A 25,264-nucleotide genomic window follows, 5' to 3' on the forward strand; every position below is an offset into this window, starting at 1 on the left:
GGATTTTGGGGAATTTTGCAAAGGTCTCGGCCTTAAGTTTATTCTGCTAATAAAAAAGACCCACCTTTAAGGCAGGTCTTTTCATACATGATCCTGATTATTTCTCAGAAGTATGTTGCTGACGGCGCAAGATAGCAGGAATTTCAAAGTCATCCAGTACAGACTGGTTGCTGAAATCAGCCGCAGTCAGATTCATAGAACGGATATTGCGGTTGGTACGAACCAAGCTTTCAGCACTGCTTTGGCTTTGAGCTTGAGGCGCTTCTTCCGCACCGCGTACCAATTGTTGGGTACGGGCAGCAGCACGCAGTTGGTTGTCAGTACCGTTTTCTTTCAAGCCGGTAGCAATGATGGTAATACGGATAGCATCTTCGCTCATGCTCTCATCTTCGGCAGCACCAAATTTGCATTCCACTTCAGGGTGTGCATTTTGGTTGACGATACGCATAATCTCGTTGAACTCAGACATTTTCAGGCAACCAGGAGCAGTTGTAATGTTTACCAATACACCGCGTGCGCCATCCAAAGTAACGTTATCCAAGAGCGGGCTGGAGATAGCTTGATCGGTAGCCAAACGGGCACGGTCGATACCTTGTGCGAAACCTGAACCCATCATGGCGATACCACGATTGCTCATCACGGTTTTCACGTCGGCGAAGTCCAAGTTGATCATGTCGCTAGGGCAAGTCACCACTTCGGAAATACCGGCAACCGCATCACGCAGCACATTGTCGGCCGCGCGGAAGGCTTCACGCATGGTCACGTCTTCGCCCAAGGCAGTCATCAATTTGTCGTTCGGGATAATAATCAGGGAATCGACGCGCTCTTTGAGTTGATCCAAACCTGCTTGAGCGATGTGTACGCGTTTGCCTTCGTAAGCAAACGGACGGGTTACAACCGCAACGGTCAGGATACCCATTTCTTTAGCGATTTCAGCCACAACAGGAGCAGAGCCAGTACCTGTACCGCCACCCATGCCGGTAGTGATGAACAGCATGTTTGCACCACGGATGGCATCTTCGATGGCTTCGCGATCTTCCTGAGCGGCGGCGCGGCCAATTTCAGGATTTGCACCGGCACCTAAACCGCGAGTCAGGTTTGTACCCAATTGAATGCGTTTAGCCGCATTGTTTTTAGCCAATGATTGCGCATCGGTATTGGCACTGATGAACTCAACACCATGAATAGTGTTGGCAACCATGTTGTTGATGGCATTACAGCCGCCGCCACCCAAACCGATAACTTTAATAACAGCAGGGCTCGTTGCTGATTCTGCTACGTCGTAAACAAATTCCATTCAATAATCCTCCGCGCCCCGCTTTATAAGGACGGTTCAAAAATAACTCATTATCCGTATTATATAAGAAGTATCCAGATACTGGCAAAAATCTTCTTACCATTCGGCTGTCGGCGTTATATTTTTACTACATTTTTTAACAGAAAATATACAAGTTTTAAATTATCCACTTGGCAATTATTTAAAACCGTTTAATCCCACTTAAATATTCAGGACAAACAGATTTTACACCGCCTGTCCTGAACGCTTTTATCAGAAATTATCTCTGAAGAATCTTTGGATTTTTTCCCACAGACCCATTTTTTTGCCTGAATCATTCAGGGCAATCGCACCGGTTCGGCTGGTTTGCTCACCCTCTTCGGCAGCATAGGCCGTCTGAAGCAGGCCAATCGCTGTTGAATAGCGTGGATTGCGGATACGCTCGGATACGCCGCCCATTTCTTGTGGAACACCGATACGCGCCGGCAGGTTGAAGACTTCTTCCGCCAACTCAACAATACCGGTCAACATAGAAGCACCACCGGTCAAAACGATACCTGAAGTCAGCACTTCTTCAGGGAAACCAGAGCGGCGCAATTCGTTCAGCGTCAATTCCAAAATTTCTTCTACACGCGGGCCGATGATTTCAGCCAATACACGGCGCGAAATTTGACGTGATTGACGGTCGCCTACGCTAGGAACTTCAATCATTTCATCCAAGCCGTCCATAGTCGGAATCGCAGCGCCGTAATGGATTTTGATGTACTCGGCTGCACTGTGCGGCGTACGCAAAGCTTGTGCCAAGTCTTTGGTAATCAAATCGCCGGCAACGGGAATAACCGCAGTATGGCGGATTGCACCATTAGTATAAACCGCGATGTCGGTTGTACCGCCACCGATATCGATGACGCACACGCCCAAATCTTTTTCGTCTTCAGTCAAAACGGCGTGACCGCTTGCCAAAGGCTGAAGCATGATTTGATCCATTTGCAGACCGCAACGTTGGATACATTTTTGGATATTTTGCAAAGCAGTGTTCGCACCGGTGATGATGTGTACACGTGTATCCAAACGCACGCCGCTCATGCCGATAGGCTCTTTCACACCGGGTTGGTTGTCGATGATGTACTCTTGAACCACAGTATGCAAGATGTTGTGATCAGGCGGAATATTGATGGCTTTGGCAGTTTCGATGGCACGATCGATATCGGCTTGCGATACTTCACCATCTTTAATTTTGACCACGCCTTGTGAATTCAGGCTGCGGATATGGTTACCGGCAATACCGGTAACAACGTGGGAAATTTTGGTATCTGCCATCAACTCGGCATCTTCTACCGCCTGACGAATGGCTTGCGCGGTAGCGTCGATATTGGTCACCATACCTGCACGCAGGCCGCGTGAAGGGCTTTGGCCCAAGCCGACAATGTGGATTTCATTATCTTCCCGAATCTCGCCGATTAAGGCGATGACCTTGGACGTACCAATGTCTAAGGCACTGATATATTTATTTTGTTGTTGTTCCATAATTGCTCGTTCGCTATGTTGTCTGACTGACGGTTTGATTATTTTTGAAACAAGATTGCTTCACGTCTAATCGGCTATTCACTGTCGGAAGGGTTTTCAGACGGCCTGTAACGGACTGAAAAACCATCCTTATAACGCATATCGACATACTCGATACGACTTTGTTTTTTACGCAGCAGCGACGGCCAAATCTGGGCAAACTGCTGCAAACGTTTGATTTCGTTTTCACGCCCCAAGCGCACGCTAATGCCGTTGTTCAATACAAGCAACCATGCCGATCGCGGCGTGTAGATCAATTCTTTGATGGTCAGTTTCAACGGACTCAAAATACCGGAAAAGTCCGCATAATGTTTGACCATGTCTTTGCCTGTCCCCTGCTGCCCTTCAAATATAGGCAGGTCCTGTTTCAGGCTTGCGACAAACACATTGCCCTTACTGTCCACCAAGCCGCCAGCGCGCCAGTGTGCAACCGGCACACGCTCGGTCAGGATAATTTCCACGGTTTCCGGAAAACGGCGGCGTACCATTGCCGAGTCAATCCAAGGCAATTCCTGAAAAGCGGCCTGCGCCGAATCAATATCGGCGCGGAACATATTACCCCTGATATGCTCTCGTGCAACGGTTTGCAATTCTTTGCCGGAAGCATATTTCAGCTTACCCTGAATGGCAATCTGTTTCACAGGGAAATATTTGGAATTGTAAAGCCAAGCTATGCCAGAACCTATCAGCAGAAAGGCCATCAGCAACAATAGCCGGCGGGTCAGCCGACCCAGTGCGCCTGCATCATCCCACATGAGCGGTCTTCAAAATCTCAATACATAAATCAGCAAAATCTACGCCGGTATGGGCTGCAGATTTTGGCACCAAACTGTGGCTGGTCATACCGGGCAAGGTATTGATTTCCAAAAGATACAGCTTACCGTCCGTATCTTTCAGGAAGTCCACGCGCGAACAGCCGTCCGCACCAATCGCCTGAGCGCCACGCACGGCCAGTTCGCGCATCAGGTTTTCCTCCGCCTCGCTCAAATCTTCCGACGGGCATTGATAAACTGTATCGTCGCGGTTGTATTTGGCTTCGTAATCGTAAAACTCGGTAGCCGGAATAATATGAATGCTCGGCAGGCCTTTGCCGTTCAATACCGGGCAAGAATACTCGCCGCCGCCGATAAAGCGTTCGGCAATAATTTCGCCCTGCAAATGTTTCAATTCTTCGTAAACGCTTTTCAGACGGCCTTTTTCTTTGACTTTTACCACACCGACGCTGCTGCCTTCCGCGGCGGGTTTCACAAACATCGGCAGGCCCAATTTTTCTTCAACGGCATCAAAGTCGCTGTCGTCATGCAATACGGCAAACTCAGGAACAGGCAAGCCCACAGCCTGCCAAATCAGTTTGCAGCGGTATTTGTCCATACCCAGCGCTGAAGCTGCCACCCCGCTGCCGGTATAAGGAATACCCATCAGTTCCAACGCGCCTTGAATCGCGCCATCTTCGCCGAAAGTACCGTGCAGAATATTGAAGGCCGTCTGAAAACCTTGTGTTTTCAATTCAGACAACGGAGTTTCTTTGGGGTCGAACGCATGGGCATCGACGCCTTTGCTTTTCAAGGCAGCCAAAATAGCGGCGCCGCTGTCCAGAGAAACTTCGCGCTCGCTAGAGAAGCCGCCCATCAACACGGCCACTTTGCCAAAATTCTGCATAATTTCCACTTTCTTAAATACTGATACAGGCCGTCTGAATATTGTTCAGACGACCTATCTGCCCTCAAAGACCAATATGCCCGTTTATTATGATTGTTTCGACAATTCCACCAATGCAGACGGAACGCGGTTGATGCTGCCGGCACCCATATTCAACACAACATCGCCGTCCTGCAAAACATTCAGCAGCATTTGCGGCAAGTCGGCAACGTTTTCGCAGTAAATCGGCTCAAGTTTGCCCAATACGCGTATGGCGCGCGCTAAGGCGCGGGAGTCGGCCGCGGCAATCGGCTCTTCGCCTGCTGCATAAACTTCGGTCAACACCAAAGCATCAACGGTATTGAGGACTTTGGTAAAGTCTTCAAACAAATCGCGTGTACGGGTATAGCGGTGCGGTTGGAAAGCCAAGACCAAGCGTTTTTCAGGATATGCGCCGCGTGCGGCGGCCAGAGTTGCCGCCATTTCGACAGGATGGTGGCCATAATCGTCCACCAGCAGCGCGGTTCCGCCGTTTGGCAATTTGATGTCGCCATATTTTTGGAAACGGCGGCCGACACCTTCAAAGCCGAGCAAACCTTTTTGAATGGCTTCAACCGATGCGCCAACTTCCAGCGCAACGCCGATAGCCGCCAACGCATTGAGGACGTTGTGGCGACCGGGCATATTCAAAACAACTTCAAACGGTTCTTGCTCATGTCCTTTCATTTGAACATGAACGGTAAATTTCATTTGCGCGCCAACGTTTTCAATATCGGTCGCGTAGATATCGGCAGTATCATCCAAGCCGTAAGTGGCGTAAGGCTTGCTCACTTTGGGCAAAATCGCGCGGACGTGTTCGCTGTCGATACACAAAAAGGCTTTGCCGTAAAACGGCATACGGTGGATGAAATCCACAAACGCCTGATGCAACTTCTCAACGCTGTGGCCGTAAGTGTCCATATGGTCTTCATCGATATTGGTCACGACGGACATAATCGGCGTCAGATACAGAAAAGAAGCATCGGATTCGTCGGCTTCTGCGACGATGTATTCGCCTTTACCCAAACGGGCGTTGGTCCCTGCGGCGTTGAGTTTGCCGCCGATAACGAAAGTCGGGTCAAGACCTGCCGCGCCGAGAATAGAAGCGGTCAGGCTGGTGGTTGTGGTTTTGCCGTGCGTACCGGCAATGGCGATACCATCGCGGAAGCGCATCAATTCTGCCAACATCAACGCGCGCGGAATGACGGGAATCTGCTGTTCCAACGCGGCAACAACTTCAGGATTGTCTTTTTTAACGGCAGTAGAGGTAACAACCACGTCGGCGCCATTGACGTGTTCGGCAGTATGACCTGGGTAAACTTGGATGCCGAGAGCGCTCAAATGCTCAGTAACGGCATTACGCGCCTGATCCGAACCGGAAACTTTAAAGCCCAAATTGTGTAAAACTTCGGCAATACCGCTCATGCCGACGCCGCCGATTCCGACAAAATGGATGTTGGTCACTCGATTTTTCATCATAACGTTGCGTTCCGGTTGGTTTTTAGTGCGTAAAGGCGTTATTTTAAAGGGCTATCCGCTTCTGCGCTATGCTTTTATTGTAAAGGAATTTTAACAAAAGCAATAAAGGCCGTCTGAAACGCCGTTAATCAACTTTTCAGACGGCCTTGAATCGAAGTCTGCCTGCTTATTCGGTACAAGAGATGGCAATTTCCGCCACATCGTCCGCACTGTGCGGCAACGCCAAGGTACGGGCATTTTTCGCCCATTTCAGGCATTTTTCACGGTTTAATCCGCCGAGGATTTCGGCCAGTTTTTCTGCCGTCAGTTGAGTTTGCGGCAGCAGCAAACCAGCTTCAGCCTGCACCATAAAGCGCGCATTGGCTGTTTGATGGTCGTCCACTGCGTGCGGATACGGCACCAGCAATGCACCCAAACCGGCAGCCGTCAGCTCGGCAATCGTCAGCGCACCGGCACGGCAAATCACCAAATCGGCATCACGGTAAGCGGATACCATATCGGTAATAAATTCGACGCACTCGGCTTGCACACCCAACGCATCGTAATCCGCCTGCAGGTTGCCCAATTTATTGCGGCCGGATTGATGATACATTTGCGGACGAGCCGCTTCAGGCAACAATGCCAAAGCTTGCGGAACGGTTTTGTTCAACACATCCGCACCCAAACTGCCGCCCACCACCAAAACTTTCAGACGGCCTTGACGGTTTTCAAAGCGTTCTTCGGGAACAGGCAATGCCGCAATATCGGCACGGACAGGATTACCCACCAAGCCGCCTTCATGTTGAAAGGCTTTGGGGAAAGCGTACAAGACACGTTTTGCCCAACGCGACAATTGGCGGTTGGACAAACCGGCTACGGCGTTTTGCTCGTGAATCACAATCGGCACACCGGAAATTTTTGCCGCTAAGCCGCCGGGGAAAGTAACGAAACCGCCAAAACCGATAACACACTCGACACGGTGTTTCTTAATAATCTGCTGAGCCGCACGGACGGTTTTATACAGTGTAAACGGCAACATCAGCTTGCGCTTGATGCCGTTGCCGCGGATGCCTTTAATCGCCAGCGTTTCCAAGCGTATGCCGTATTGCGGCACAATGCGCTCTTCCATCGAATCCTGACTGCCCAGCCAAATCACATGATGGCCGCGCTTTTGCAGCGACTCGGCAACCGCCAATGCAGGGAAAATATGACCGCCCGTACCGCCGGCCATCAGCATAAAAGTTTTACCGCTCATGGTTTTACTCCACCGAATAACCGCGCATTTTTTGGCGGTTTTCATAATCAATGCGCAATAACAAAGTAATGCACACCAGCATGATAAAGACAGCCGAACCGCCGTAAGACATAAACGGCAAAGTCAGGCCTTTAGTGGGCAGGATACCGATGTTTACACCGATATTGAAGAAACTTTGAATACCAATCCAAATGCCGATGCCGTTGGCGATGTACGCGCTGAACATCAAGCCCGAATCACGCGCCTGCTTGCCGATGGAAAACGCGCGCCATACCAGCCAGCCGTAGCAGAACACCAAAACCAGCATTCCTAAAAAGCCGAATTCTTCGCCGATGACGGCAAAAATAAAGTCCGTATGCGCTTCAGGCAGGTAGAAACGTTTTTCCAAACTTGCGCCCAAGCCCTCGCCAAACCAGCCGCCGCGCGCAATCGCCATCAAGGAATGCGTCAGCTGATAGCCTTTACCCAAAGGATCGCTCCAAGGGTCCAAAAACGCCGCCACACGCGCCATACGGTAAGGTGCGGCTAAAATCAACAATCCCATACCGCTCACAACGGTCGCCACCAATACGGCAAAATACTTCCACGGAAAACCTGCCAAAAACAGCATACCCATGGTAATCACGACAATCACGACAAACGAGCCAAAGTCCGGCTGACCCATAATCAAAACCAAACCGACCGCCACCAACATAATCGGCAGAATCAAGGTCTTAAACTTGCGGAAGCGTTCCTTTACCCTTACCCAAGCTTCACTTTTAAAAGGGCTGCACACCAAATCGCCAATACCGGTAAACAAAGACGACCAACCCAAAGAATCCAAATCGCGTAACATTTCTTCACGGCGCGTAAACAGGCTGGACAAGTACAAGACCGTCGCCAATTTGAAAAATTCAGTCGGTTGCAAATTGAGCGGCCCGATATGAATCCAGCGCGTCGCACCGTTAATCTCACGGCCGACAAACAAAACCAGCAACAACAGCAAACCTGAAACAGCAAAATAAAACGGAATAATCCGCCGCCAGAAGCTCATCTTCAGCAGGAAAAGCGGCAAGCATATGGCCACCGTAAACAGGATAAACATTGCCTGCTTAGACACAAAAGAAAACTGGCTGCCCCCTTCCGATGCCGCATACGCAATAGAAGCCGAATAAATCATAATCAGGCTGAAGACCGTCATTAAGACGACCATCCACAAGAGAGAAACATCAAACTTCCGACCATCGCGCGCAATCGGCCGGTCAAGCATTTTGGAAAGACTAATCATGAAAACATCCGTAACGGCTTGAATAAAATATTCAGACGGCCTACAAATGGGCAAGAGGCCGTCTGAAAAAATGAATTAACGTTATTTTAAAGGTTTATTTCCAAACCAACAATTCAGAATCTACGGTTCAAAAAAGAGAAAGCGTGTTGACCTATCCTTAGGAAGGATTGGCGGCTTATTTTAGATAAAAATCCCAGTATCAAGTCCCCTGCCCTACCGAGCTTTTCAGACGGCCTGACAAGCAATCGACTACCCGTTCCAACCTGCCCCATCACTTCAACAGGCATAAAACCTACGGCAGAATCTCAATTTCCGCATTGTGTTTCACGCTGCGGTAGAGTTCGTCGACTTCTTCGTCCGTGACCGCTATGCAGCCGTTGGTCCAGTCTTTTTGCAGGTGTTTTTTGCCGATAAAACCCCAGCCGTTTTTCATGCCGTGGATTTTAATCAGCCCACCCGGGCTTTTGCCTTGTGCCGCCGCGTAGGCTTTGTCGGCTTCGTTGGGGTAGGAAACGCCGAGGTTTTTGTGGTAGCCGCTATTGGGATTACGTTCATTGATGCGGTATTTCCCTTCGGGCGTTTTGCCGTCGCCTTCAAACTGTTTATGCCCGACCGGTTGCTTGCCCAACGAAATAGGATAGGTTTTCAGCAACCTGCCTTGCGAGTACGCCGACATGGTGCGCTTGCTTTTATGTACGACCAATCTGTCGATAACCGCATCTTCAGGCAACGGCGCTTCGCTTGGCATGGTAACGGTTGTCGTGGAACGAATCGGCGCGGCAAACCAAAACACCAAAGCGGCGACAGCCGAAAGCACGACTGCCAACAAGCCGATTTTCAACCCGACTTTCATCTTTCAGACGGCCTTACAAAGCTTTGAACGCTTCGATAAACACTTCCGAACGGTGCGCATAGCCTTTGAACATATCAAAGCTCGCACAAGCCGGGCTGAGCAGCACGATATCGCCCGCTTCGGCTTGGGCATATGCCGTCTGAACCGCTTCTTCCAAAGTGGCGCAGTCGGTCATATTCAGACCGCAGCCGTCCAAATCGCGTCGGATTTGCGGCGCATCGACGCCGATCAGGAACACGCCTTTTGCCTTGCCGGCAAGCGCGTCGCGCAGGGGCGTGAAGTCCTGCCCTTTGCCCATACCGCCCAAAATCACGAAGAGCGGATTTTGCAAACCGGCAATCGCGGCGGCGGTCGCGCCGACGTTCGTGCCTTTGCTGTCGTCAATGAACACCACGCCGTTTTTCTCGCCGATTTTTTCCACGCGGTGCGGCAGGCCTTGGAAGGTTTTAACGTGTTCGAGCAACTCGTCTCGTGGCAAACCGATAGCCTCACACAAAGCCACGGCAGCCATGACGTTAGCGGCGTTGTGCAAGCCTTGCAGCGGGATGTCTTGCGTGGCAATCAAATCTTCATTGCCTTGTTTCAAAGTGCCCGTCTCGCGTTCCAACCAAAAATCAGCTTCGTGTTCCAACGAAAACCATTTCACCTCGCGCCCGGCACGCTTCATCGCGCGGCAGAATGCATCGTCTGCATTCAAAACCTGCACGCCATCGCCACGGAAAATCTTATCCTTGGTATGCGCGTAGTCGAGCAAGTCGTCGTAGCGGTCGAGATGGTCTTCGGAAATGTTCAATACCGTCGCCGCGGTCGGGCGCAGGCTTTCAGTATTTTCTAGTTGGAAGCTGGAAAGCTCCAACACCCACACGTCCGCCTTTTTGCCTTCACGCTGCAATTCCGCCTCCAAAACCGGCGTGCCGATATTGCCCGCGATAACGGTATCCAGTCCGCACTTGATGCAGAGATAGCCGACCAGGCTCGTTACCGTGGTTTTGCCGTTGCTGCCGGTAATCGCAATCACCTTGTCGCCGCGACGGTTCACAATGTCCGCCAGCAATTCGATGTCGCCCAACACGCGCCCACCGTTTTGCTTGAACGCCTCAATATCCGGCTGACGCTCGCTGATGCCGGGACTGAGCGCCAGAATATCGAAACCGTTGTCCAATGCATCTTTCAGACGACCCGTGTAAAACACCAGCCCGTCAAACATCTTACCAATTTGCGACACGCGCTCGGCTTTCAGCTCCGCATCATAAGCGGCAACCTCCGCGCCGTTTTTGCGCAGATAGGCAATCATGGAAATACCCGTGCCGCCAAGTCCGGCGACGAGGATTTTTTTGTTTTGGAAAGTCATTTTGGTTTTGTCCTAAAACAAATCATATTGGGCAAGAGGGATGTCCGCCCCCTGCCCAAGCCGCTTTCAGACGGCATCGCGGGCTGTTCAATAACCCGCCTTCAGGAGTTGGTAATTATGACAGCCGTCTTGGTGTCCGTTTTGACACGCCTTACCAAACCATTCTTGAGCGAGCGCAAGGTCTTGGCGCACACCGCGTCCTTCGGCATACATCACACCCAAATTGAATTGGGCACCAGCATGCCCTTGTTCTGCAGCCCTACGACACCACTGCACCGCCTGTGTATAGTCTTGACGGACTCCTTGCCCGTTGGCATACATCAGACCCAAATTAACTTGGGCATCGGCATCCCCTTGTTCTGCCGCCTTACGAAACCACTGCACTGCCTGTGCATCGTCTTGACGGACGCCTTGCCCATCGGCATACATCACGCCCAAATTGAATTGGGCTTTTGCATCCCCTTGTTCTGCCGCCTTGCGATACCACTGCGCCGCCTGTGTATAGTCTTGACGGACGCCTTGCCCTTGTGCATACCCATTGCCCAAATCGGTTTGGGCTTGGACTAATCCCTGCTCCGCTGCCTTACGATACCATCTGAACGCTTCGGCATAGTCTTGACGGACGCCTTCACCTTTGTAATACATCAGACCCAAATTACTTTGGGCTTGGGCATCCCCTTGTTCTGCAGCCTGCCGATACCACTGCACTGCCTGTGCATCGTCTTGAGGGACGCCTTGCCCGATGGCATACATCACGCCCAAATTATATTGGGCATCGACATTCCCTTGCTTCGCAGCTTGAAGCGTTTTCTGAAAATTCGGTACGTCATCCGCCCACACCGCTTGGTTCAAGCCCAAGGCAATCAGGGCGGCTGCAAGCCATTTGACTGTCTGTTTCATGGTTTTACTCCTGTTTCGGTATAAGGCGGGTTTCAGTCGCCGTTAACGATAGGACGGGGCAGATTGCCGCCGCAGGTTTATTGCGCGTTTAAATGCCGTCTGAAAGGTGTTCAGACGGCATAGATTTAGCGGATTTTGAGGGTACTCAAGCCGATTAACACCAAGACGATGGTGATAATCCAGAAACGGACGACGACTTGGGTTTCTTTCCAGCCTTTTTGTTCGTAATGATGATGAATCGGCGCCATCAGGAAGATGCGTTTTTTGGTGCGTTTGTACCAACCGACTTGCAACATAACGGAAATGGCTTCAACAACAAACAGGCCGCCCATGATGACGAGGACAAATTCTTGGCGGATGATGACGGCAACGGTACCGAGCGCCGCACCAAGCGCGAGCGCGCCGACGTCGCCCATAAAGACTTGTGCCGGATAGGCGTTAAACCACAAAAAGCCGAGGCACGCACCACACATGGCGGTACAGAAAATCACCACTTCGTTTGCGCCGGCAACGTAAGGCAATTGCAGGTATTGGGCAAATTGGGAGTGTCCACTGGCATAAGCAAAGATGGCAAGGCCGGCGGCGACAAGTACAACGGGGAATGCGGCCAAGCCGTCCAAACCGTCGGTCAGGTTAACGGCATTGGATGTGCCGACGATGGTCAGGTAGGACAATACCAAGAAGCCGACTACACCAAGCGGCAAGGCAACTTGTTTGAAGAAGGGAACAATCAGGATATTGTTGGCGGAATTTGTAGCAAGGTAGAACAATGCCAAACCGGCGATAATGGCAACGCTGGACTGCCACACCATTTTAAATTTGGCAGACACGCCGTTAGGATCTTTATAAACCACTTTGCGCCAGTCATCGTAAAAACCGAGTGCGCCGGTAGCAAGCAAGACTCCTAAGAGAATCCAGATATAAGGATTTGCCCAGTTGCCCCACAAGATTGTGGACACGGTAATGGCGGTTAAAATCAGCGAGCCGCCCATGGTTGGCGTACCGTTTTTGATCAGGTGGGTTTGAGGGCCGTCGGTACGGACGGCTTGGCCGACTTTAAGCGCAGTCAGCTTGCGGATGGTCCACGGACCCAACAATAATGAAAATACCAGCGCAGTCAGCGCGGCCATTACGGCACGAAATGTGGTGTATTGAAAAATATTCAGACCGGTTAACCAGTTACTGAAATGTGCGAGCCATAAAAACATGGGGCTTCCTTTTTTGTTTTTGTTGTTACAGCGGGCTTATTGCCCAATTAAAAATAAATCGGTATGCCATCTGAAATTGCAGACGGCCTTGTTGAGTAAGATTATTTCTCTACCACGCAAATCGGATAGTTTCCAGGATTCTTTCCGCCGCCCAAATCCAAGCAGGTATCTTCATAAATAAATGCCTGTACTTTCATTCCGGCATAAAACGCGGCAATCAGCAAACCAGCCAATAGTAAAATCTTTTTCATATTTCAGACGGCCTTCTTAAGTTTTATTTTCTTGAGTCTGAAAATAATCCTTGGGATGTAAGCAAAACAAGCTGTAACAAATTGCAGCGCGAATAATGACATCCAACAATGGAAACCCGATTCTAGGGGAAACCAAATAACCGACCATATTGTAGACGATATACAGTATACAGCCATACAGCCATAACCTACGCGCCCAATCCTTACCTCTCCATAATCCAACAGCACTAACCAGCATCAATATCACTTGCACAAGCAAATGAAAATTTCCTAACCAAAATTCAAACCAACCCCAACGTCCTCTTGTGCTTTCGTATGCTTCGCTTATTGTCTCAAATCCTACATCTTTGATGTACTGCCACACTACAACCGGCCATAACACTGCTGCCACTACCATCATCCCAACGATAACCTGCAACAGTATAGGCCGTTTCCTTTTCTGTTCCATTTTCAGACAACCTCTTTATCCGTCAGTGCCTCGACCACTTCTTCCATCTTCATAAAGCGCGAGCCTTTGACCAATACAGTAGCGCGTTCAGGCAAGTCGTGGCTCAACACTTGGATCAGCGGATCTTTGTCAGCAAACCACAAACCTTCCACGCCAAATGTTTCTGCCGCTTCAACGCTGTTGTCGCCGACAAAATACGCGGCCTCGATGCCTTTATCCCGTGCATACGCGCCAACTTCGGCGTGCATGGCGGCGGCTTCGTCCTCGCCCAATTCGCCCATGTCACCCATCACAAAAATACGCGGCGCAGGCATAGCGGCGAGCACATCAATGGCAGCTTTCATGCTGTCGGGGTTGGCATTATAAGTATCGTCAATCAAAGTCGCGCCTTTAATGCCTTGCTTGATATTCAGACGGCCTTTGATATTACTGAAATTTTTCAGGCCGTCTAAAACTTCGGCAAGGCTCAAACCTGCCGCCAAAGCCAGAGCCGCCGCTGCTACGGCATTATGCACATTGTGACGGCCGGGGACCGGCAGTACCACGGCAACACGTTCATTGCCACGCACCAAATCAAACGCACAAGACAACGGTTTCAACTCAATATTTTCTGCATGGACATCACCACTGGTAACGCCGAAAGTCTGAGCGTTCAATTGCGCAGTAGCAGCTTCAAATGTAGCGATATTGGCATCTTCGCACGGAATCAGCGCAATGCCGTCTGCAAGCAAACCTTCGTAGATTTCACTTTTGGCTTTGGCAATATCGCCGACACCATCAAAACCGCAACCGACATGCGCGCGCAAGGCATTATTGACCAAAGCAACATTCGGACCGGCGATTCGGGTCAGCAAAGACAATTCGCCAAAATGGTTCATACCCATTTCAATGACGGCATAGCGGTGTTTTTCGTTCAATTTCAGCAAAGTCAGCGGCAGGCCGATATGATTGTTGAAATTACCGGCAGTCGCCAACACAGCTTCATTACCGAATCGATGACGCAATACGCCAGCCAACATCTCTTTAACCGTCGTTTTTCCGGAAGAGCCGGTAATGCCGAAGACAAACGGATTCACATTTTCACGCCACGCCTTCGCCAGTTTTTGCAAAGCCACAAGCGTATCGTCAACCTTCAACGCGCCTTTCAAAGCCGCGCAATCTTCGCGCGAAACCACAACCGCCGTTGCCCCCGCTGCCAACACATCTTCAACAAAGTCATGCGCGTCAAAGCGCTCGCCGGCAAGCGCAAAAAATACGTCGCCGTCCTGAATATCGCGGCTGTCTGTAACAATACGCGAAACGGGTTGATTTTCAGACGGCATCGTAAGGCCGAGGGTCTGACAAATAAAATTAAGGTCTAGTGGTTTCATAGTTTTTTTAATTAATAATAAAATGGCTGTTTACTTATCTGAAAATCGATGTTGAATAACCCGATAACCATTATTTCCAACCTTTCCTGTTTTTGCACACAGACTATCTCCGCAACGAACAATATCCGAACTATTAATCCGATTCAGCATATCTGCCTCCAATTTCTTTTGAGAGATAATGTTCGAATAGAAGAAAACCAATGCAATACCACCGAGAACTAACATAGTTAAAGTAAGTGCCATACCCAATACAGTCATTCTAAATATTTTTTGGTTTTCACTTTTAACTGCGCATAAATAAGTATTAAATTCACGCACCTGCTCAACCATCTGTTTCCGTGCATCATCCATATTTTGAGTGTATGCCTTTACTTGGGTAGAAGCGTGATGAAGGATATCATCCCTGACCATATCAACTATCATTTTTCGCTGCTGATTTAAAGAACTATCTAGTTCTTTTTGAATATTATCTACAATTTTCCCACTATTCTCTTTATATTTTTCCATAACCATGACCATATCAATCATCAGGTTTTGTATTTGCTCTGAAGCTCTATCAAGCTCATTCATTATTAATCTCACATGTCAATCCAAACTCCCTATGGATAAACTTCCATAGGGAGACTAAATTACCAATATTCATACAAAAACTATACAGAACGGGAAAAATTCCGCTGTTGTTCTTCTTGTTGCAGCGTATTTCTGCTTTCACGTTCAGTCAATTCTTGCAATTTTGTTTGTTCGATGATACGTCCTTGGATTTTCTCGCTAAAACCAGCAACTTCTTCCTGATTATTTGCTAGAAGCTTTTTGGCATATGAACCGTCAGTATCACTTAGCAAACCTTGAAGCATGGAACGGGTTTCTTCATATTTGGATTGTGAGGTATTAGTATCCTTCTCAGGAAGATTAAGCTTATCATCTTGATGATCTTTACGACCATATCCTTGATTATTATATTTTTCTTGAAGACCATCTGCCCTTTTTATCCACATATTGGCAAATTGTTCAGCAGTCATACTCGTTTTCCCACCATTTTGCTTAACTGAATTTTCTGCTTTTTTTCGCGACATAACAGTAGCCAGTGCATCCACCACATTGTCTTTTGGATGAGATAATAGCGCAGTTGCACCAGTCCATCCCTGCTGATGTCCTAGATAATATTCACCAGCAGTTAATTCACGTCCTAATTTTGCTCGCAATTGTGTAGAATTCCTTGCATGATGTTGCCTAACCGCAAGAAATGATTTTTCCAAATCCATAGTTTCATCTCTTGTTACACCATAATCTTTATAAAATTGAGGCATAATTTGAAAATGTCCAGTAGCTCCTGAACTTGCTTTCATATTTGTACCACTTGTACTTTCAATTTCATATATAGCCAGCCATTTAGCAGGATCCTCATTATATTTTAAGGATAAGTTATACAATTTCTTTTGATTTGCATTTAAATTAGCCATCTCAAAACTCCATAATAATTAATAGATTAATTTCCAATTAAGCTCTTTACTGTTTCTTTTACAAAAATATTCCAAGATTGCGAATATTTTTTATCCTTCTTAATTTCAACATCAGAAGGTCGATAAAAATATTCTGCATATGCCTGCGAACGTTGCAATTTACATATAGTAATCCAATTCAATTTTTGTGCTGGAGGAACACTTGCTCCTTGAAACTCATCACAATGTTGAATCTGCTGCTTGAGAAATAATTGATCTTTCCTGATTTCCTCTTTCAACAGCTGGTTATCTGCCCGAGCTAAACTCAAGTTGACATAACGGTTTCCTACATGAAGAAAACCATCTGCTGCCTCGCCATAGCATACATTGACATAATCGTTCCCACTGCCTTGCTCGGGAGATAGCAAGCATTTCTCCAGCTTCCCTGCAATATCTTTTTTAATTTGCGGCAGCGTATCAGCAATAACAGCCATCTTTCCTTTAGCATAAACATCAGTTATCGCACATACAGCAATCAAGCTCAAAACCATTATTTTCTTCATAATATTACCTCTCATATAATTTTCAAATTGAATCAATTCAATAAATGTATTACCCACATACAATCCAAAACCATAACTTTCTCCTTTCAACTTAACATTTCTCTGATGATGACTCACATACCTCAGTCTCTTTTCTCACTAGCTTAACTGCATCATTATGTAATTTATATGTAAATTTATTATATTCACAGCATCCACTTGTTTTACCTACCGTTAAAATATTGCCATTTACCCTGAATAAAGAATTTGTACCAATGGTTAATTGAGAAAGCGGTCGGTTATAAATGAATTTTCCTTTCCGATATAAATAGATGTTATATGACGGACCACCGTAAGCACCTTTTTTTCCTGTTTGAATAATTAAATCATTGACACCATCTCCGTTAATATCTGAGAAAACAATAGAATATTTATCATCTGCATATTTATCATCTAATTTTCCATTATAAACAGCATAATCCAAATTTATCCAAGCAGTATGCAATTTTAAAGTTTGCTTGATTGGCAGGATTTTGATAGATGTGTTTTTACATTCATATAACTTTTCCAAGAATGCGTTACATTGATTAGAAGAAAATCTAATATCCATCCCGTTGGATTTAAATGATTCATCATTAAGAAATATAGCCTTTTGAAGAAGCTTGCAACATTGCAGTTCCACTTACAGCTAACAATAAAAATTTCTTTAAGGTCATACTACACTCCTGTTTAGATTTTCATTTGCTATATAATTCGCTTACTAATGAATCAGGATTAAACTGATCAAAACGAATCTTCTTAAGACTTTTAGGATATTTTTTCAAGTCTGTTACCACATCAACTATTCCAGTATTTGGGTTATTGACGGTCTGTGTATTTTCCATCTCTGTCAAATACCACTGCCCATTCTTGAATTTACGGAAAGTATAGGTACTATTATGAGAAGTCCCTGCATGTATTTCTTGATAAATGCTAAACTGATTTTTTTGGAATTTGAAAAAATCTTCGCTGGAAAAAAGGTGTTTGGGAGTTTTGGAATATAAAAATATCTTATTATTTTCTGCTACTTTTATAAGCCGTCCATTCTTATTCTTTTCCAAAATAGAAAGAACAAGATTATTCTTTGCAGTTAGTGATTTTATTTTTTCAGGCTTAGTTATTAACAAAGCATCTGTATCCCCATCTCCATCCAAATCATGATACACATAAGCCCATAAATCATCATGTCCAACAAATACTGATAATTCTTTTGGTATGTTTTGTTGCTCTGGCGTAGAAATTTCAGTAGCTAATGCATGACAAAAAAACCATTTAAAGCAAAAAAAGCTGTTAATTTAAGAAATTTCATAGCCAAACTCCATTTAAAACAAAAAATAATTACAAAACAAAACCATAGAAAAACGCACAAAACAATCTAAAAAAATCCCATATCGAATTTAGACAGCCTATCTGCTCCGATGAATCAGTGGATACGGATTCACCGCGCCGCTGGGCAGATACATATATTGCCATCTTAGTTAATTAATTCTTCTTAACGAAATGATATATCTAGATTTTGAATATTTCAGATCAACACTTCCAATGACTTGGACGCGTCAAACTGAACTGAAAAAGTGTATATAACGGGGACATAAAGGGTTCAGAATCAAAATTTGCATCCGCATTCACATAAATAACCGCCCTGTCTTTAAAACTGATTTGATAGGCTTTTTCCGTTTGTATAAATTCGCTTCTACAACCCACTAACTCTTTAACCACATCCTTACCTAAATTGGCTTCCAAAATTTTTTTAAATTTCTGATTTGGCTCTGAATCTGACAAATTAATTGAATCGATATAGCCATTCCTACCAGATATGGTTATTTCACTATCCTTTAAAATTTTTAGCTTTATCTTACTGGAGTTATACATATTCTTCTCTTTTTTATGTTGCCATACTGCCATTTCATACCTTTAATATTATATCGTTCCGCTTCAGTGCCTACTTCAGGCTGTTGTGTGTCTGAAAAAATCAACAATAATTCTTTAAGCTGCATATTCCTCTGAGAGGCTGGAACATTGCTGGGTTTAGCAGAAATATCTATAGAAAATACGATACAAAGCAAACCTAATAATACTCTTCCATTCATTTTTAACTCCTAAAATCAAAAACTTAACGATTATTCATCAAATCTTATTAAAAAATAAATTAACAAGCAAAATATAAGACAATCTAAAAGACTATCTTCAATTCAGACGGTCTATCTGTTCTGATTAATCAGCGGATACGGATTTACCGCGCCGTTCGGCAGATACACGCCGTAATGCAGGTGGGCCGGTGTGGTTCTGGCGTTGCCGGTTTTACCGACATAGCCGATGACCTGTCCTTCTTTTACTCGTTCATACAGGCGGATACGGGCAAATTTATTCAGGTGGGCATAGTAATGCCACGCACCCGGCCCTTGAATACCGATAACTTTACCGCCCAATCGGTTGCGCCCGATTTTGGTCACGATGCCGGGCGTGGTACTGCGTATCGGCGTGTTTTTCTTAGCAAAAATATCCACACCTTCATGCCTGCGCCCCTGACTGCGCGCTGCGCCCCAAGTGTCGTCAAAACGTTTGCCTTTCACAGGATTCGGCAGGCTTTGCTCGGCCGGAGGCTGTTGCGCCCTCAACTGCTCGATTTCGGCAGTAGGACGCGGAAGTTGTTTGGTTGTACAGCCTGCGAATAAAACTACGGCTGCACTGATTAATAAGGTTTTTGTCGGCATTTTCAGCATCAAATCGGTCTCCTTGTTGTTCAGACGGCCTTTCTAAAAAAACCTTATGAAACAAACAACTGTGATGGGTTTAATGGCTGACGTGCCGTAATGCGTGTGTCGTATTGCTTTTATTGTATATGTTTAAATCTTTTTCAGACGGCCTTAAGGTTTCGGGCCGTCTGAACATTTGCGATATGGTCTATCCGCGCTCTGCCAATGCTTTTTCTGCGATTTCAAAATCGGAGAAATGGTGCTTCACGCCTTGTACATCCTGATAGTTTTCATGCCCTTTACCGGCAATTAGAATGATGTCGTTCGCGGCAGCCTGCTCAACCGCATAACGGATAGCAACGGCGCGATCAACTTCGACGCGTTCAGGATTAGGTACGGCAGGCAAAATATCGTTGATGATGTCTTGTGGATTTTCCAAGCGCGGGTTATCGCTGGTTACGACAACTTTATCGGCACCCTGAACTGCTGCCGCACCCATCAATGGGCGTTTGCCGCGGTCTCGGTTGCCGCCACAGCCGAAGACACACCACAAAGCCGCGCCCTGCGGTTTGATTTCCTGCAAGGTGGAGAGTGCTTTTTCCAATGCGTCGGGCGTGTGGGCGTAATCGACGACGACCAAGGGCTTTCCGCTGTTCATGATGCAATCCATGCGGCCTGAAGCAGGATGGATTTTTGCCAATACATCCAAAACGTTATTGAGTGGATAACCGTTGGCACACAGCAAGGCAACGCAGGCGGCGAGATTTTGCGCGTTGAATCGTCCGAGCAGACGGGTACGGCATTTTCCTTCGCCCCATGGTGTTTGGAATATGGCTTCCATGCCGTCTGAAGAAGCGGTGAAATCGGTAATGCGGATATCGGCTTGCTCGCTGAAACCATAGCCATAAACGGCTAAATCGGGACAGTCTTTTTTCAGACGGCCTGCGAGTTCTGCACCGTATGCGTCATCGACATTGATGATGGCGTGTTGCAGACCACGCCAGTAGAACAGGCGCGATTTGATGGCACCGTAGGCTTCCATGGTACCATGATAGTCGAGGTGGTCGCGGGTGAGATTGGTGAAGATTGCACTGCAAAACGGCACGCCGTTGACGCGTGATTGGTCAAGGCCGTGGCTGGAAACTTCCATCGCGGCGGCTGTTGCGCCTTGCTGGCGGAAGCGGTAGAGCAGGGTTTGGACATCGACAGGGGCAGGCGTGGTATGCGTGGTCTCTTCCAATGCACCCCAAAAGCCGTTGCCGACTGTGCCGATAATAGTGGTTTTTTCGCCCAGAAGATCGGCGGCTTGCGCCAACCATTGTGTGATGGAGGTTTTACCGTTGGTACCGGTTACGCCCCAAACTTTAAGGCCGTCTGAAACATTGCCGTAAACCTGTGCCGCCAACATACCGGCGCGATGTTTCAGATCTTTAATGCCTTGATTGGGAACATTCCATTCGGGATTCCATGTAAATTTGCCGTCATCATCCCAAAAAACAAAGGTCGCACCGTTGGCAATGGCAGCAGGAATATAGCTGCGGCCGTCTGTATATTCGCCCTGACAGGCAACGAAAATGTCACCCTGTTTAATTTGTCGGCTGTCTGAATGCAACAAACGCCCTGCTGCGTTTTCACACAGCAGAGGCGGAAAGTTGGTTTCAGCCAAGGGGGTTAACTTGCTGAACATAAACAATATCTCTTTGATTGTTTGGATTATGACGGTACTTTGACAGTAGCAGTATTACTTAAAGGCTTGGTCGGGGAAACGCCCAAGATGTTCAAGCTTCCGCTCATGACTTCTTTGAATACGGGACCGGCAACCACGCCGCCGTAATAGCCGTTGGCAGTCGGTTCGTCGATGGTAACGGCCACAATCACGCGTGGATTTTTAGCCGGAGCAAAACCGATGAACGTACCGACGTGTTTATTGTCCACATAGCGGCCATTGACCAGTTTACGCGCCGTACCGGTTTTCGCACCTACGTCGAAACCATCGACAGCACCTGCGGTACCGGTACCGCCAGCTTCAGTAACAGAAACCATCAACTCGCGCACTTTTTTCGCAGTAGAGGCTTTGATGACGCGCTTGCCTTTAGGTGCAACCGCTTGTTTTTCAAAGCTGACCGGCAACAATTCGCCGTCATGAGTCAAAACAGTATAGGCACGCGCCAATTGCAACAGGCTTAATTGCAGGCCATAACCGAAAGACATGGTTGCCTGTTCGATTTTTTGCCATCTGCGCCAGCTTCTCAACAAACCTGCAGTCTCGCCAGGAAAGCCTGAATGCATGCGCACGCCCACACCTAAATCGTGATAGAAATCGTACATTTCTTTAGGCGTAAACATGGCAGAAAGTTTACTGGTACCGACGTTGGAAGATTTTTGCATAATGCCGCGCACATCCAAAGTAGGATAAACGTGGGTATCCTGCACGGTAGCCGGACCGATTTTGTAAGGCAGGGTATTGAACGTATCGGTTGCATCCACTTTGCCGGAATCCAATGCTTTGGCAATGGTAAACGGCTTCATGGCAGAACCGGGTTCAATCATGTCGGTTACGGCGCGGTTGCGGCGTTGTTCGCTATTGGCCTGACCCGGTTGATTCGGATCGTAAGCCGGGCTGTTGACCAAAGCCAAAATCTCGCCAGTTTGTGCATCCAATACCACAACTGTACCCGCTTTGGCTTTGTGATAAGCCACAGCCTTGTTCAACTCGTCATACGCCAGCGTTTGAATACGCTGATCCAAAGACAAAATCATGTCTTGGCCGTTTTTAGGCACGCTGTTGCGTGGAGAGTCGAGGCTGTCAACGATATTGCCTTTGTTGTCGCGCAATACGACTTTCGCACCATCTTCACCACGCAGGCTGTCTTCACGAGAAAGCTCCAAACCTTCCTGACCTTTGCCATCGATATTGGTAAAACCGATAACGTGCGCAAACAGATTGCCCATCGGGTAATGGCGTTTCAATTCTTTTTGGAATGCAATGCCTTTAATACCCAATGCCTTGATTTCTTCTGCTTTCTCGTAGCTAAGTTGACGTTTCAGATAGATAAAGCCTTTGTCTTTTTTAGACAATTTATTTTTCAAAACTTCAACAGGCACATCGGCAATGGCCGACAGCTTTTCTAATTGTTCTGCAGTCGGCATTTCTTCCATACCGGAAGGCATGGCATACAATGATTCTGTAGGCGCACTCAAAGCCAATGTAGCACCATTGCGGTCGGTAATCATACCGCGTGATGCCGGCAGCGGAAGCGTACGCACAAAACGTTGGTCGCCCTGATTTTTCAAAAATTCATGCTGACTGGTTTGCAGATAAACCCCGCGCACCAACAGACCGGTAAATGCCAGCGCAACAGCACCCAGCACCAAACCAATACGTCCGTTACTTGTCAGCGGTTTTTTTGTTTTTGTGGTTCCAGACAGCATTTGAGGTTTATATTCGTTCTTAATTAACATGTTGGACTTCTCATGACTTAGCTGCTCAGTGAGCTATTAATTCCCGTAAACACCTTGAAAACAAGGCTATATTCTTATTTTTTGCGTTCCAGCATAGCCGTATTATGCGCACCCGGCGGAAGCAGATGTTGCTTTTCGGCCGCCACTTTAATCAGTTTGTGGTTTGCCAATCTTGCTTGCTCCAGTTTCAAGCGCGCGTAATCCTGTTCCAACTGAATTTCCCGCTTTTGCGCCTTATCCAACTCGATAAAGTGCAAGCGCGACTGGTTTTGCTTAAACACTACGGCAAAGGCAGAAACCGTCACCAAAACCAGTAATAAAATATTCAACTTACCCATTTCAAACTTTCAGACGGCCTGTCAACAGAAACATCCCTTGCGACAATGCCGAAACGCTTTCCCTAGTCAACAACCGAAAATTCGCCGCTGCTGCGCTCCGCCACACGCAAAACTGCACTGCGCGCACGCGGATTGGTTTCAGTCTCTGTCGAACCCGGTTTGATTGCTTTGCCCACAGCCTTCAAAGGCGGTTGAGGCAAATCCGCTTCCTTGACCACCGCCCAACGGGGCAAAGGCGCATGTTGCGAATATTTTTTAATAAACTGCTTCACAATTCTGTCTTCCAGCGAATGGAACGCAATGACGGCCAAGCGTCCACCCTCTTTCAGACGGCCTGCAACCTGCGGCAAAACTGCCTCTACCTCTTCGAGCTCGCGGTTAATAAAGATGCGAACTGCTTGGAAGGTGCGCGTAGCAGGGTCTTGTCCGCGCTCACGAGTACGGACGTTTTGCGCCACAAGCTGCGCCAGCTTGCGGGTTGTATCGATGGGACTCTCCTCGCGTTGCGCAACAATGGCGCGCGCAATCTGGCGACTAAACCGCTCTTCACCATAATTCTTAATTACCTCGTGTAAATCCTGTTCGGATGCGGTTGCAATCCATTCTGCCGCAGACATCCCGCGAGTCGGATCCATCCGCATATCCAACGGCGCATCAAAGCGGAAACTGAATCCGCGGCTGCCATCGTCAATTTGCGGCGACGAAATCCCCAAATCAAAAAGCGCACCGTCAATCTTATCGATGCCCAATTCATCCAAGGCCGTCTGAAATGTTTCAAAACCATTGTGTACGACACTGACACGTTTATCTTGCACCGCCAGCTCATTGGCTACCGCAATCGCCTCAGGGTCTTTGTCAAAAACAACCAAACGACCCTGCTTGCCCAAACGCGACAAAATCAGCCGGGAATGCCCTCCCCTGCCGAACGTACCGTCCACATAAATCCCATCTTCACGGATTGCCAACGCATCCACCGCCTCATGCAACAAGACAGTAACATGCTGATAATTTTCAACTTTACTCACAATTGCAAATCCGTTTGACTCAATTGGAAAGCCAATTCATCAGGATCGATATCCAAAGCCTGATTCATTTCCTCTTCCCAATGTTCGCGGCCCCACAACTCCATACGGTTTGCACGGCCAACCAAAGTAACTTCTTTTTCAAAATCTACGCGTTTGCGCAGATTGGCCGGAATCAAAACGCGTCCGGCGCTATCCCACTCCAAAATCTCCGCATTGTGCAGCAGCAAATTCTGATACCGTTGCAAAGCTTCATTGCCGGCCACTTTCAACTTCAAAATCTGCTCGGCTTTTTCTTCCCAAACGGGCTCGGGGTACATCAATAATTTTTTTCGGGAATCCAGAGTGACCACAATTGCAGGCGTATAACGGCGCAGCAAAATATCGCGGAATTTGGCAGGAATAGCCAACCGCCCTTTACTGTCCATACTCAATTCATGAGCACCGCCAAACACATTACACCCCAAATTCGATTAAAATAAAACTAGAGTGGGATTAAAAATCCCACCTTCCTAAAATATTTCGTCTTCACTTCTACGGAACACTTTTTAGGAAAAAGTAACCACTTTCACCCACTATGCCCCACCAACCGACACTATAAGAAATTTTGGCAATCAGGTCAAATCAACCCTTTATCTGAAATGAAACACTAAACACTTAAAATTCAATAGCTTATATATACAAAAATGCATGACAAATTAATATGCTAGCCATTTTATATGGCATAAAACACCATATCTAGTATTGTTTATGTTTTTAAAATACTACATATAGTATTTTTACACCAGATTACCACCCCTCTCACAAGGGGCTATAATATACAAACAAATTCAAATTTTTTACATT

The 25,264-nt window shown here is 47.2% G+C and carries 27 protein-coding genes; all 27 read right to left on the reverse strand.

What is annotated here, in order from left to right; genetic code table 11:
- Positions 1-97 precede the first annotated feature (97 nt).
- A complete protein-coding gene (gene ftsZ, locus HMPREF2608_RS05740) occupies positions 98-1,297 on the reverse strand; it encodes a cell division protein FtsZ (protein WP_003682480.1) in 1,200 nt (399 codons plus the stop codon).
- A gap of 252 nt (positions 1,298-1,549) precedes the next feature.
- On the reverse strand, positions 1,550-2,803 hold the full coding sequence (gene ftsA / locus HMPREF2608_RS05745) for a cell division protein FtsA (RefSeq protein WP_003682483.1): 1,254 nt from the start codon (positions 2,801-2,803) through the stop codon (positions 1,550-1,552).
- A 74-nt stretch (positions 2,804-2,877) separates the two neighbouring features.
- Positions 2,878-3,597: a cell division protein FtsQ/DivIB gene (locus tag HMPREF2608_RS05750; protein ID WP_070826290.1), complete on the reverse strand. Its 720-nt coding sequence runs from the start codon at positions 3,595-3,597 to the stop codon at positions 2,878-2,880.
- On the reverse strand, positions 3,587-4,501 hold the full coding sequence (locus HMPREF2608_RS05755) for a D-alanine--D-alanine ligase (RefSeq protein WP_003748301.1): 915 nt from the start codon (positions 4,499-4,501) through the stop codon (positions 3,587-3,589). The genes HMPREF2608_RS05750 and HMPREF2608_RS05755 overlap by 11 nt, the downstream gene beginning before the upstream one ends.
- A gap of 87 nt (positions 4,502-4,588) precedes the next feature.
- Complete coding sequence (gene murC, locus HMPREF2608_RS05760; protein ID WP_070826291.1) at positions 4,589-5,998, reverse strand: UDP-N-acetylmuramate--L-alanine ligase; 1,410 nt, start codon at positions 5,996-5,998, stop codon at positions 4,589-4,591.
- A 166-nt stretch (positions 5,999-6,164) separates the two neighbouring features.
- Positions 6,165-7,232, reverse strand: coding sequence for an undecaprenyldiphospho-muramoylpentapeptide beta-N-acetylglucosaminyltransferase (gene murG, locus HMPREF2608_RS05765; protein WP_063076124.1), 1,068 nt, complete (start codon positions 7,230-7,232; stop codon positions 6,165-6,167).
- Between the two features lie 4 nt (positions 7,233-7,236).
- Positions 7,237-8,499 (reverse strand): FtsW/RodA/SpoVE family cell cycle protein, encoded by a 1,263-nt coding sequence (locus HMPREF2608_RS05770; RefSeq protein WP_070585182.1) that lies wholly within the window; start codon positions 8,497-8,499, stop codon positions 7,237-7,239.
- A 292-nt stretch (positions 8,500-8,791) separates the two neighbouring features.
- Positions 8,792-9,352 carry a L,D-transpeptidase family protein gene (locus HMPREF2608_RS05775; protein WP_070826292.1) on the reverse strand — a complete coding sequence of 187 codons (561 nt, stop codon included), beginning with the start codon at positions 9,350-9,352 and terminating at the stop codon, positions 8,792-8,794.
- Between the two features lie 13 nt (positions 9,353-9,365).
- Positions 9,366-10,703, reverse strand: coding sequence for a UDP-N-acetylmuramoyl-L-alanine--D-glutamate ligase (gene murD, locus HMPREF2608_RS05780; RefSeq protein ID WP_070826293.1), 1,338 nt, complete (start codon positions 10,701-10,703; stop codon positions 9,366-9,368).
- Between the two features lie 87 nt (positions 10,704-10,790).
- Complete coding sequence (locus HMPREF2608_RS05785; protein WP_070826294.1) at positions 10,791-11,603, reverse strand: tetratricopeptide repeat protein; 813 nt, start codon at positions 11,601-11,603, stop codon at positions 10,791-10,793.
- A gap of 125 nt (positions 11,604-11,728) precedes the next feature.
- Positions 11,729-12,811 carry a phospho-N-acetylmuramoyl-pentapeptide-transferase gene (gene mraY, locus HMPREF2608_RS05790; protein ID WP_003685861.1) on the reverse strand — a complete coding sequence of 361 codons (1,083 nt, stop codon included), beginning with the start codon at positions 12,809-12,811 and terminating at the stop codon, positions 11,729-11,731.
- Between the two features lie 101 nt (positions 12,812-12,912).
- Entirely contained in the window at positions 12,913-13,062 is a 150-nt protein-coding gene (locus HMPREF2608_RS11460) for a hypothetical protein (RefSeq protein ID WP_003748282.1), read from the reverse strand.
- 16 nt (positions 13,063-13,078) lie between these two features.
- Positions 13,079-13,510, reverse strand: coding sequence for a hypothetical protein (locus HMPREF2608_RS05795; RefSeq protein ID WP_049331932.1), 432 nt, complete (start codon positions 13,508-13,510; stop codon positions 13,079-13,081).
- A gap of 2 nt (positions 13,511-13,512) precedes the next feature.
- On the reverse strand, positions 13,513-14,880 hold the full coding sequence (murF, locus tag HMPREF2608_RS05800) for a UDP-N-acetylmuramoyl-tripeptide--D-alanyl-D-alanine ligase (protein ID WP_070826295.1): 1,368 nt from the start codon (positions 14,878-14,880) through the stop codon (positions 13,513-13,515).
- Positions 14,881-14,910: 30 nt separating this feature from the next.
- Positions 14,911-15,450 (reverse strand): lytic enzyme, encoded by a 540-nt coding sequence (locus tag HMPREF2608_RS05805; protein WP_070826296.1) that lies wholly within the window; start codon positions 15,448-15,450, stop codon positions 14,911-14,913.
- Between the two features lie 80 nt (positions 15,451-15,530).
- A complete protein-coding gene (locus HMPREF2608_RS05810) occupies positions 15,531-16,340 on the reverse strand; it encodes a lytic transglycosylase domain-containing protein (RefSeq protein ID WP_070826297.1) in 810 nt (269 codons plus the stop codon).
- Between the two features lie 26 nt (positions 16,341-16,366).
- Positions 16,367-16,972: a hypothetical protein gene (locus tag HMPREF2608_RS05815; RefSeq protein WP_141761465.1), complete on the reverse strand. Its 606-nt coding sequence runs from the start codon at positions 16,970-16,972 to the stop codon at positions 16,367-16,369.
- 1 nt (position 16,973) lies between these two features.
- A complete protein-coding gene (locus HMPREF2608_RS05820) occupies positions 16,974-17,471 on the reverse strand; it encodes an FG-GAP repeat protein (protein ID WP_141761466.1) in 498 nt (165 codons plus the stop codon).
- Positions 17,472-17,598: 127 nt separating this feature from the next.
- Positions 17,599-18,066, reverse strand: coding sequence for a hypothetical protein (locus HMPREF2608_RS05825; RefSeq protein WP_128581694.1), 468 nt, complete (start codon positions 18,064-18,066; stop codon positions 17,599-17,601).
- 364 nt (positions 18,067-18,430) lie between these two features.
- The gene (locus HMPREF2608_RS05830; protein ID WP_070826301.1) at positions 18,431-18,805 is read right to left on the reverse strand and encodes a hypothetical protein; all 375 of its coding nucleotides are present in this window, start codon (positions 18,803-18,805) and stop codon (positions 18,431-18,433) included.
- Entirely contained in the window at positions 18,751-18,990 is a 240-nt protein-coding gene (locus HMPREF2608_RS11465) for a hypothetical protein (protein WP_168167207.1), read from the reverse strand. The genes HMPREF2608_RS05830 and HMPREF2608_RS11465 overlap by 55 nt, the downstream gene beginning before the upstream one ends.
- A 111-nt stretch (positions 18,991-19,101) precedes the next feature.
- Complete coding sequence (locus HMPREF2608_RS05835) at positions 19,102-19,623, reverse strand: M23 family metallopeptidase (RefSeq protein ID WP_070826302.1); 522 nt, start codon at positions 19,621-19,623, stop codon at positions 19,102-19,104.
- A gap of 181 nt (positions 19,624-19,804) precedes the next feature.
- Positions 19,805-21,283: a UDP-N-acetylmuramoyl-L-alanyl-D-glutamate--2,6-diaminopimelate ligase gene (locus HMPREF2608_RS05840; protein WP_070826303.1), complete on the reverse strand. Its 1,479-nt coding sequence runs from the start codon at positions 21,281-21,283 to the stop codon at positions 19,805-19,807.
- 26 nt (positions 21,284-21,309) lie between these two features.
- On the reverse strand, positions 21,310-23,058 hold the full coding sequence (locus HMPREF2608_RS05845) for a peptidoglycan D,D-transpeptidase PBP2 (protein WP_070826304.1): 1,749 nt from the start codon (positions 23,056-23,058) through the stop codon (positions 21,310-21,312).
- 74 nt (positions 23,059-23,132) lie between these two features.
- Positions 23,133-23,396: a cell division protein FtsL gene (gene ftsL, locus HMPREF2608_RS05850; protein WP_003681879.1), complete on the reverse strand. Its 264-nt coding sequence runs from the start codon at positions 23,394-23,396 to the stop codon at positions 23,133-23,135.
- 62 nt (positions 23,397-23,458) lie between these two features.
- A complete protein-coding gene (rsmH, locus tag HMPREF2608_RS05855) occupies positions 23,459-24,421 on the reverse strand; it encodes a 16S rRNA (cytosine(1402)-N(4))-methyltransferase RsmH (RefSeq protein ID WP_004518896.1) in 963 nt (320 codons plus the stop codon).
- The gene (gene mraZ, locus HMPREF2608_RS05860; protein ID WP_039861849.1) at positions 24,418-24,873 is read right to left on the reverse strand and encodes a division/cell wall cluster transcriptional repressor MraZ; all 456 of its coding nucleotides are present in this window, start codon (positions 24,871-24,873) and stop codon (positions 24,418-24,420) included. Before mraZ ends, rsmH begins: the two co-directional genes overlap by 4 nt.
- Positions 24,874-25,264: the final 391 nt, after the last annotated feature.

The sequence above is a fragment of the Neisseria sp. HMSC064D07 genome, from assembly GCF_001837185.1.
GTDB lineage: Bacteria > Pseudomonadota > Gammaproteobacteria > Burkholderiales > Neisseriaceae > Neisseria > Neisseria flavescens_C.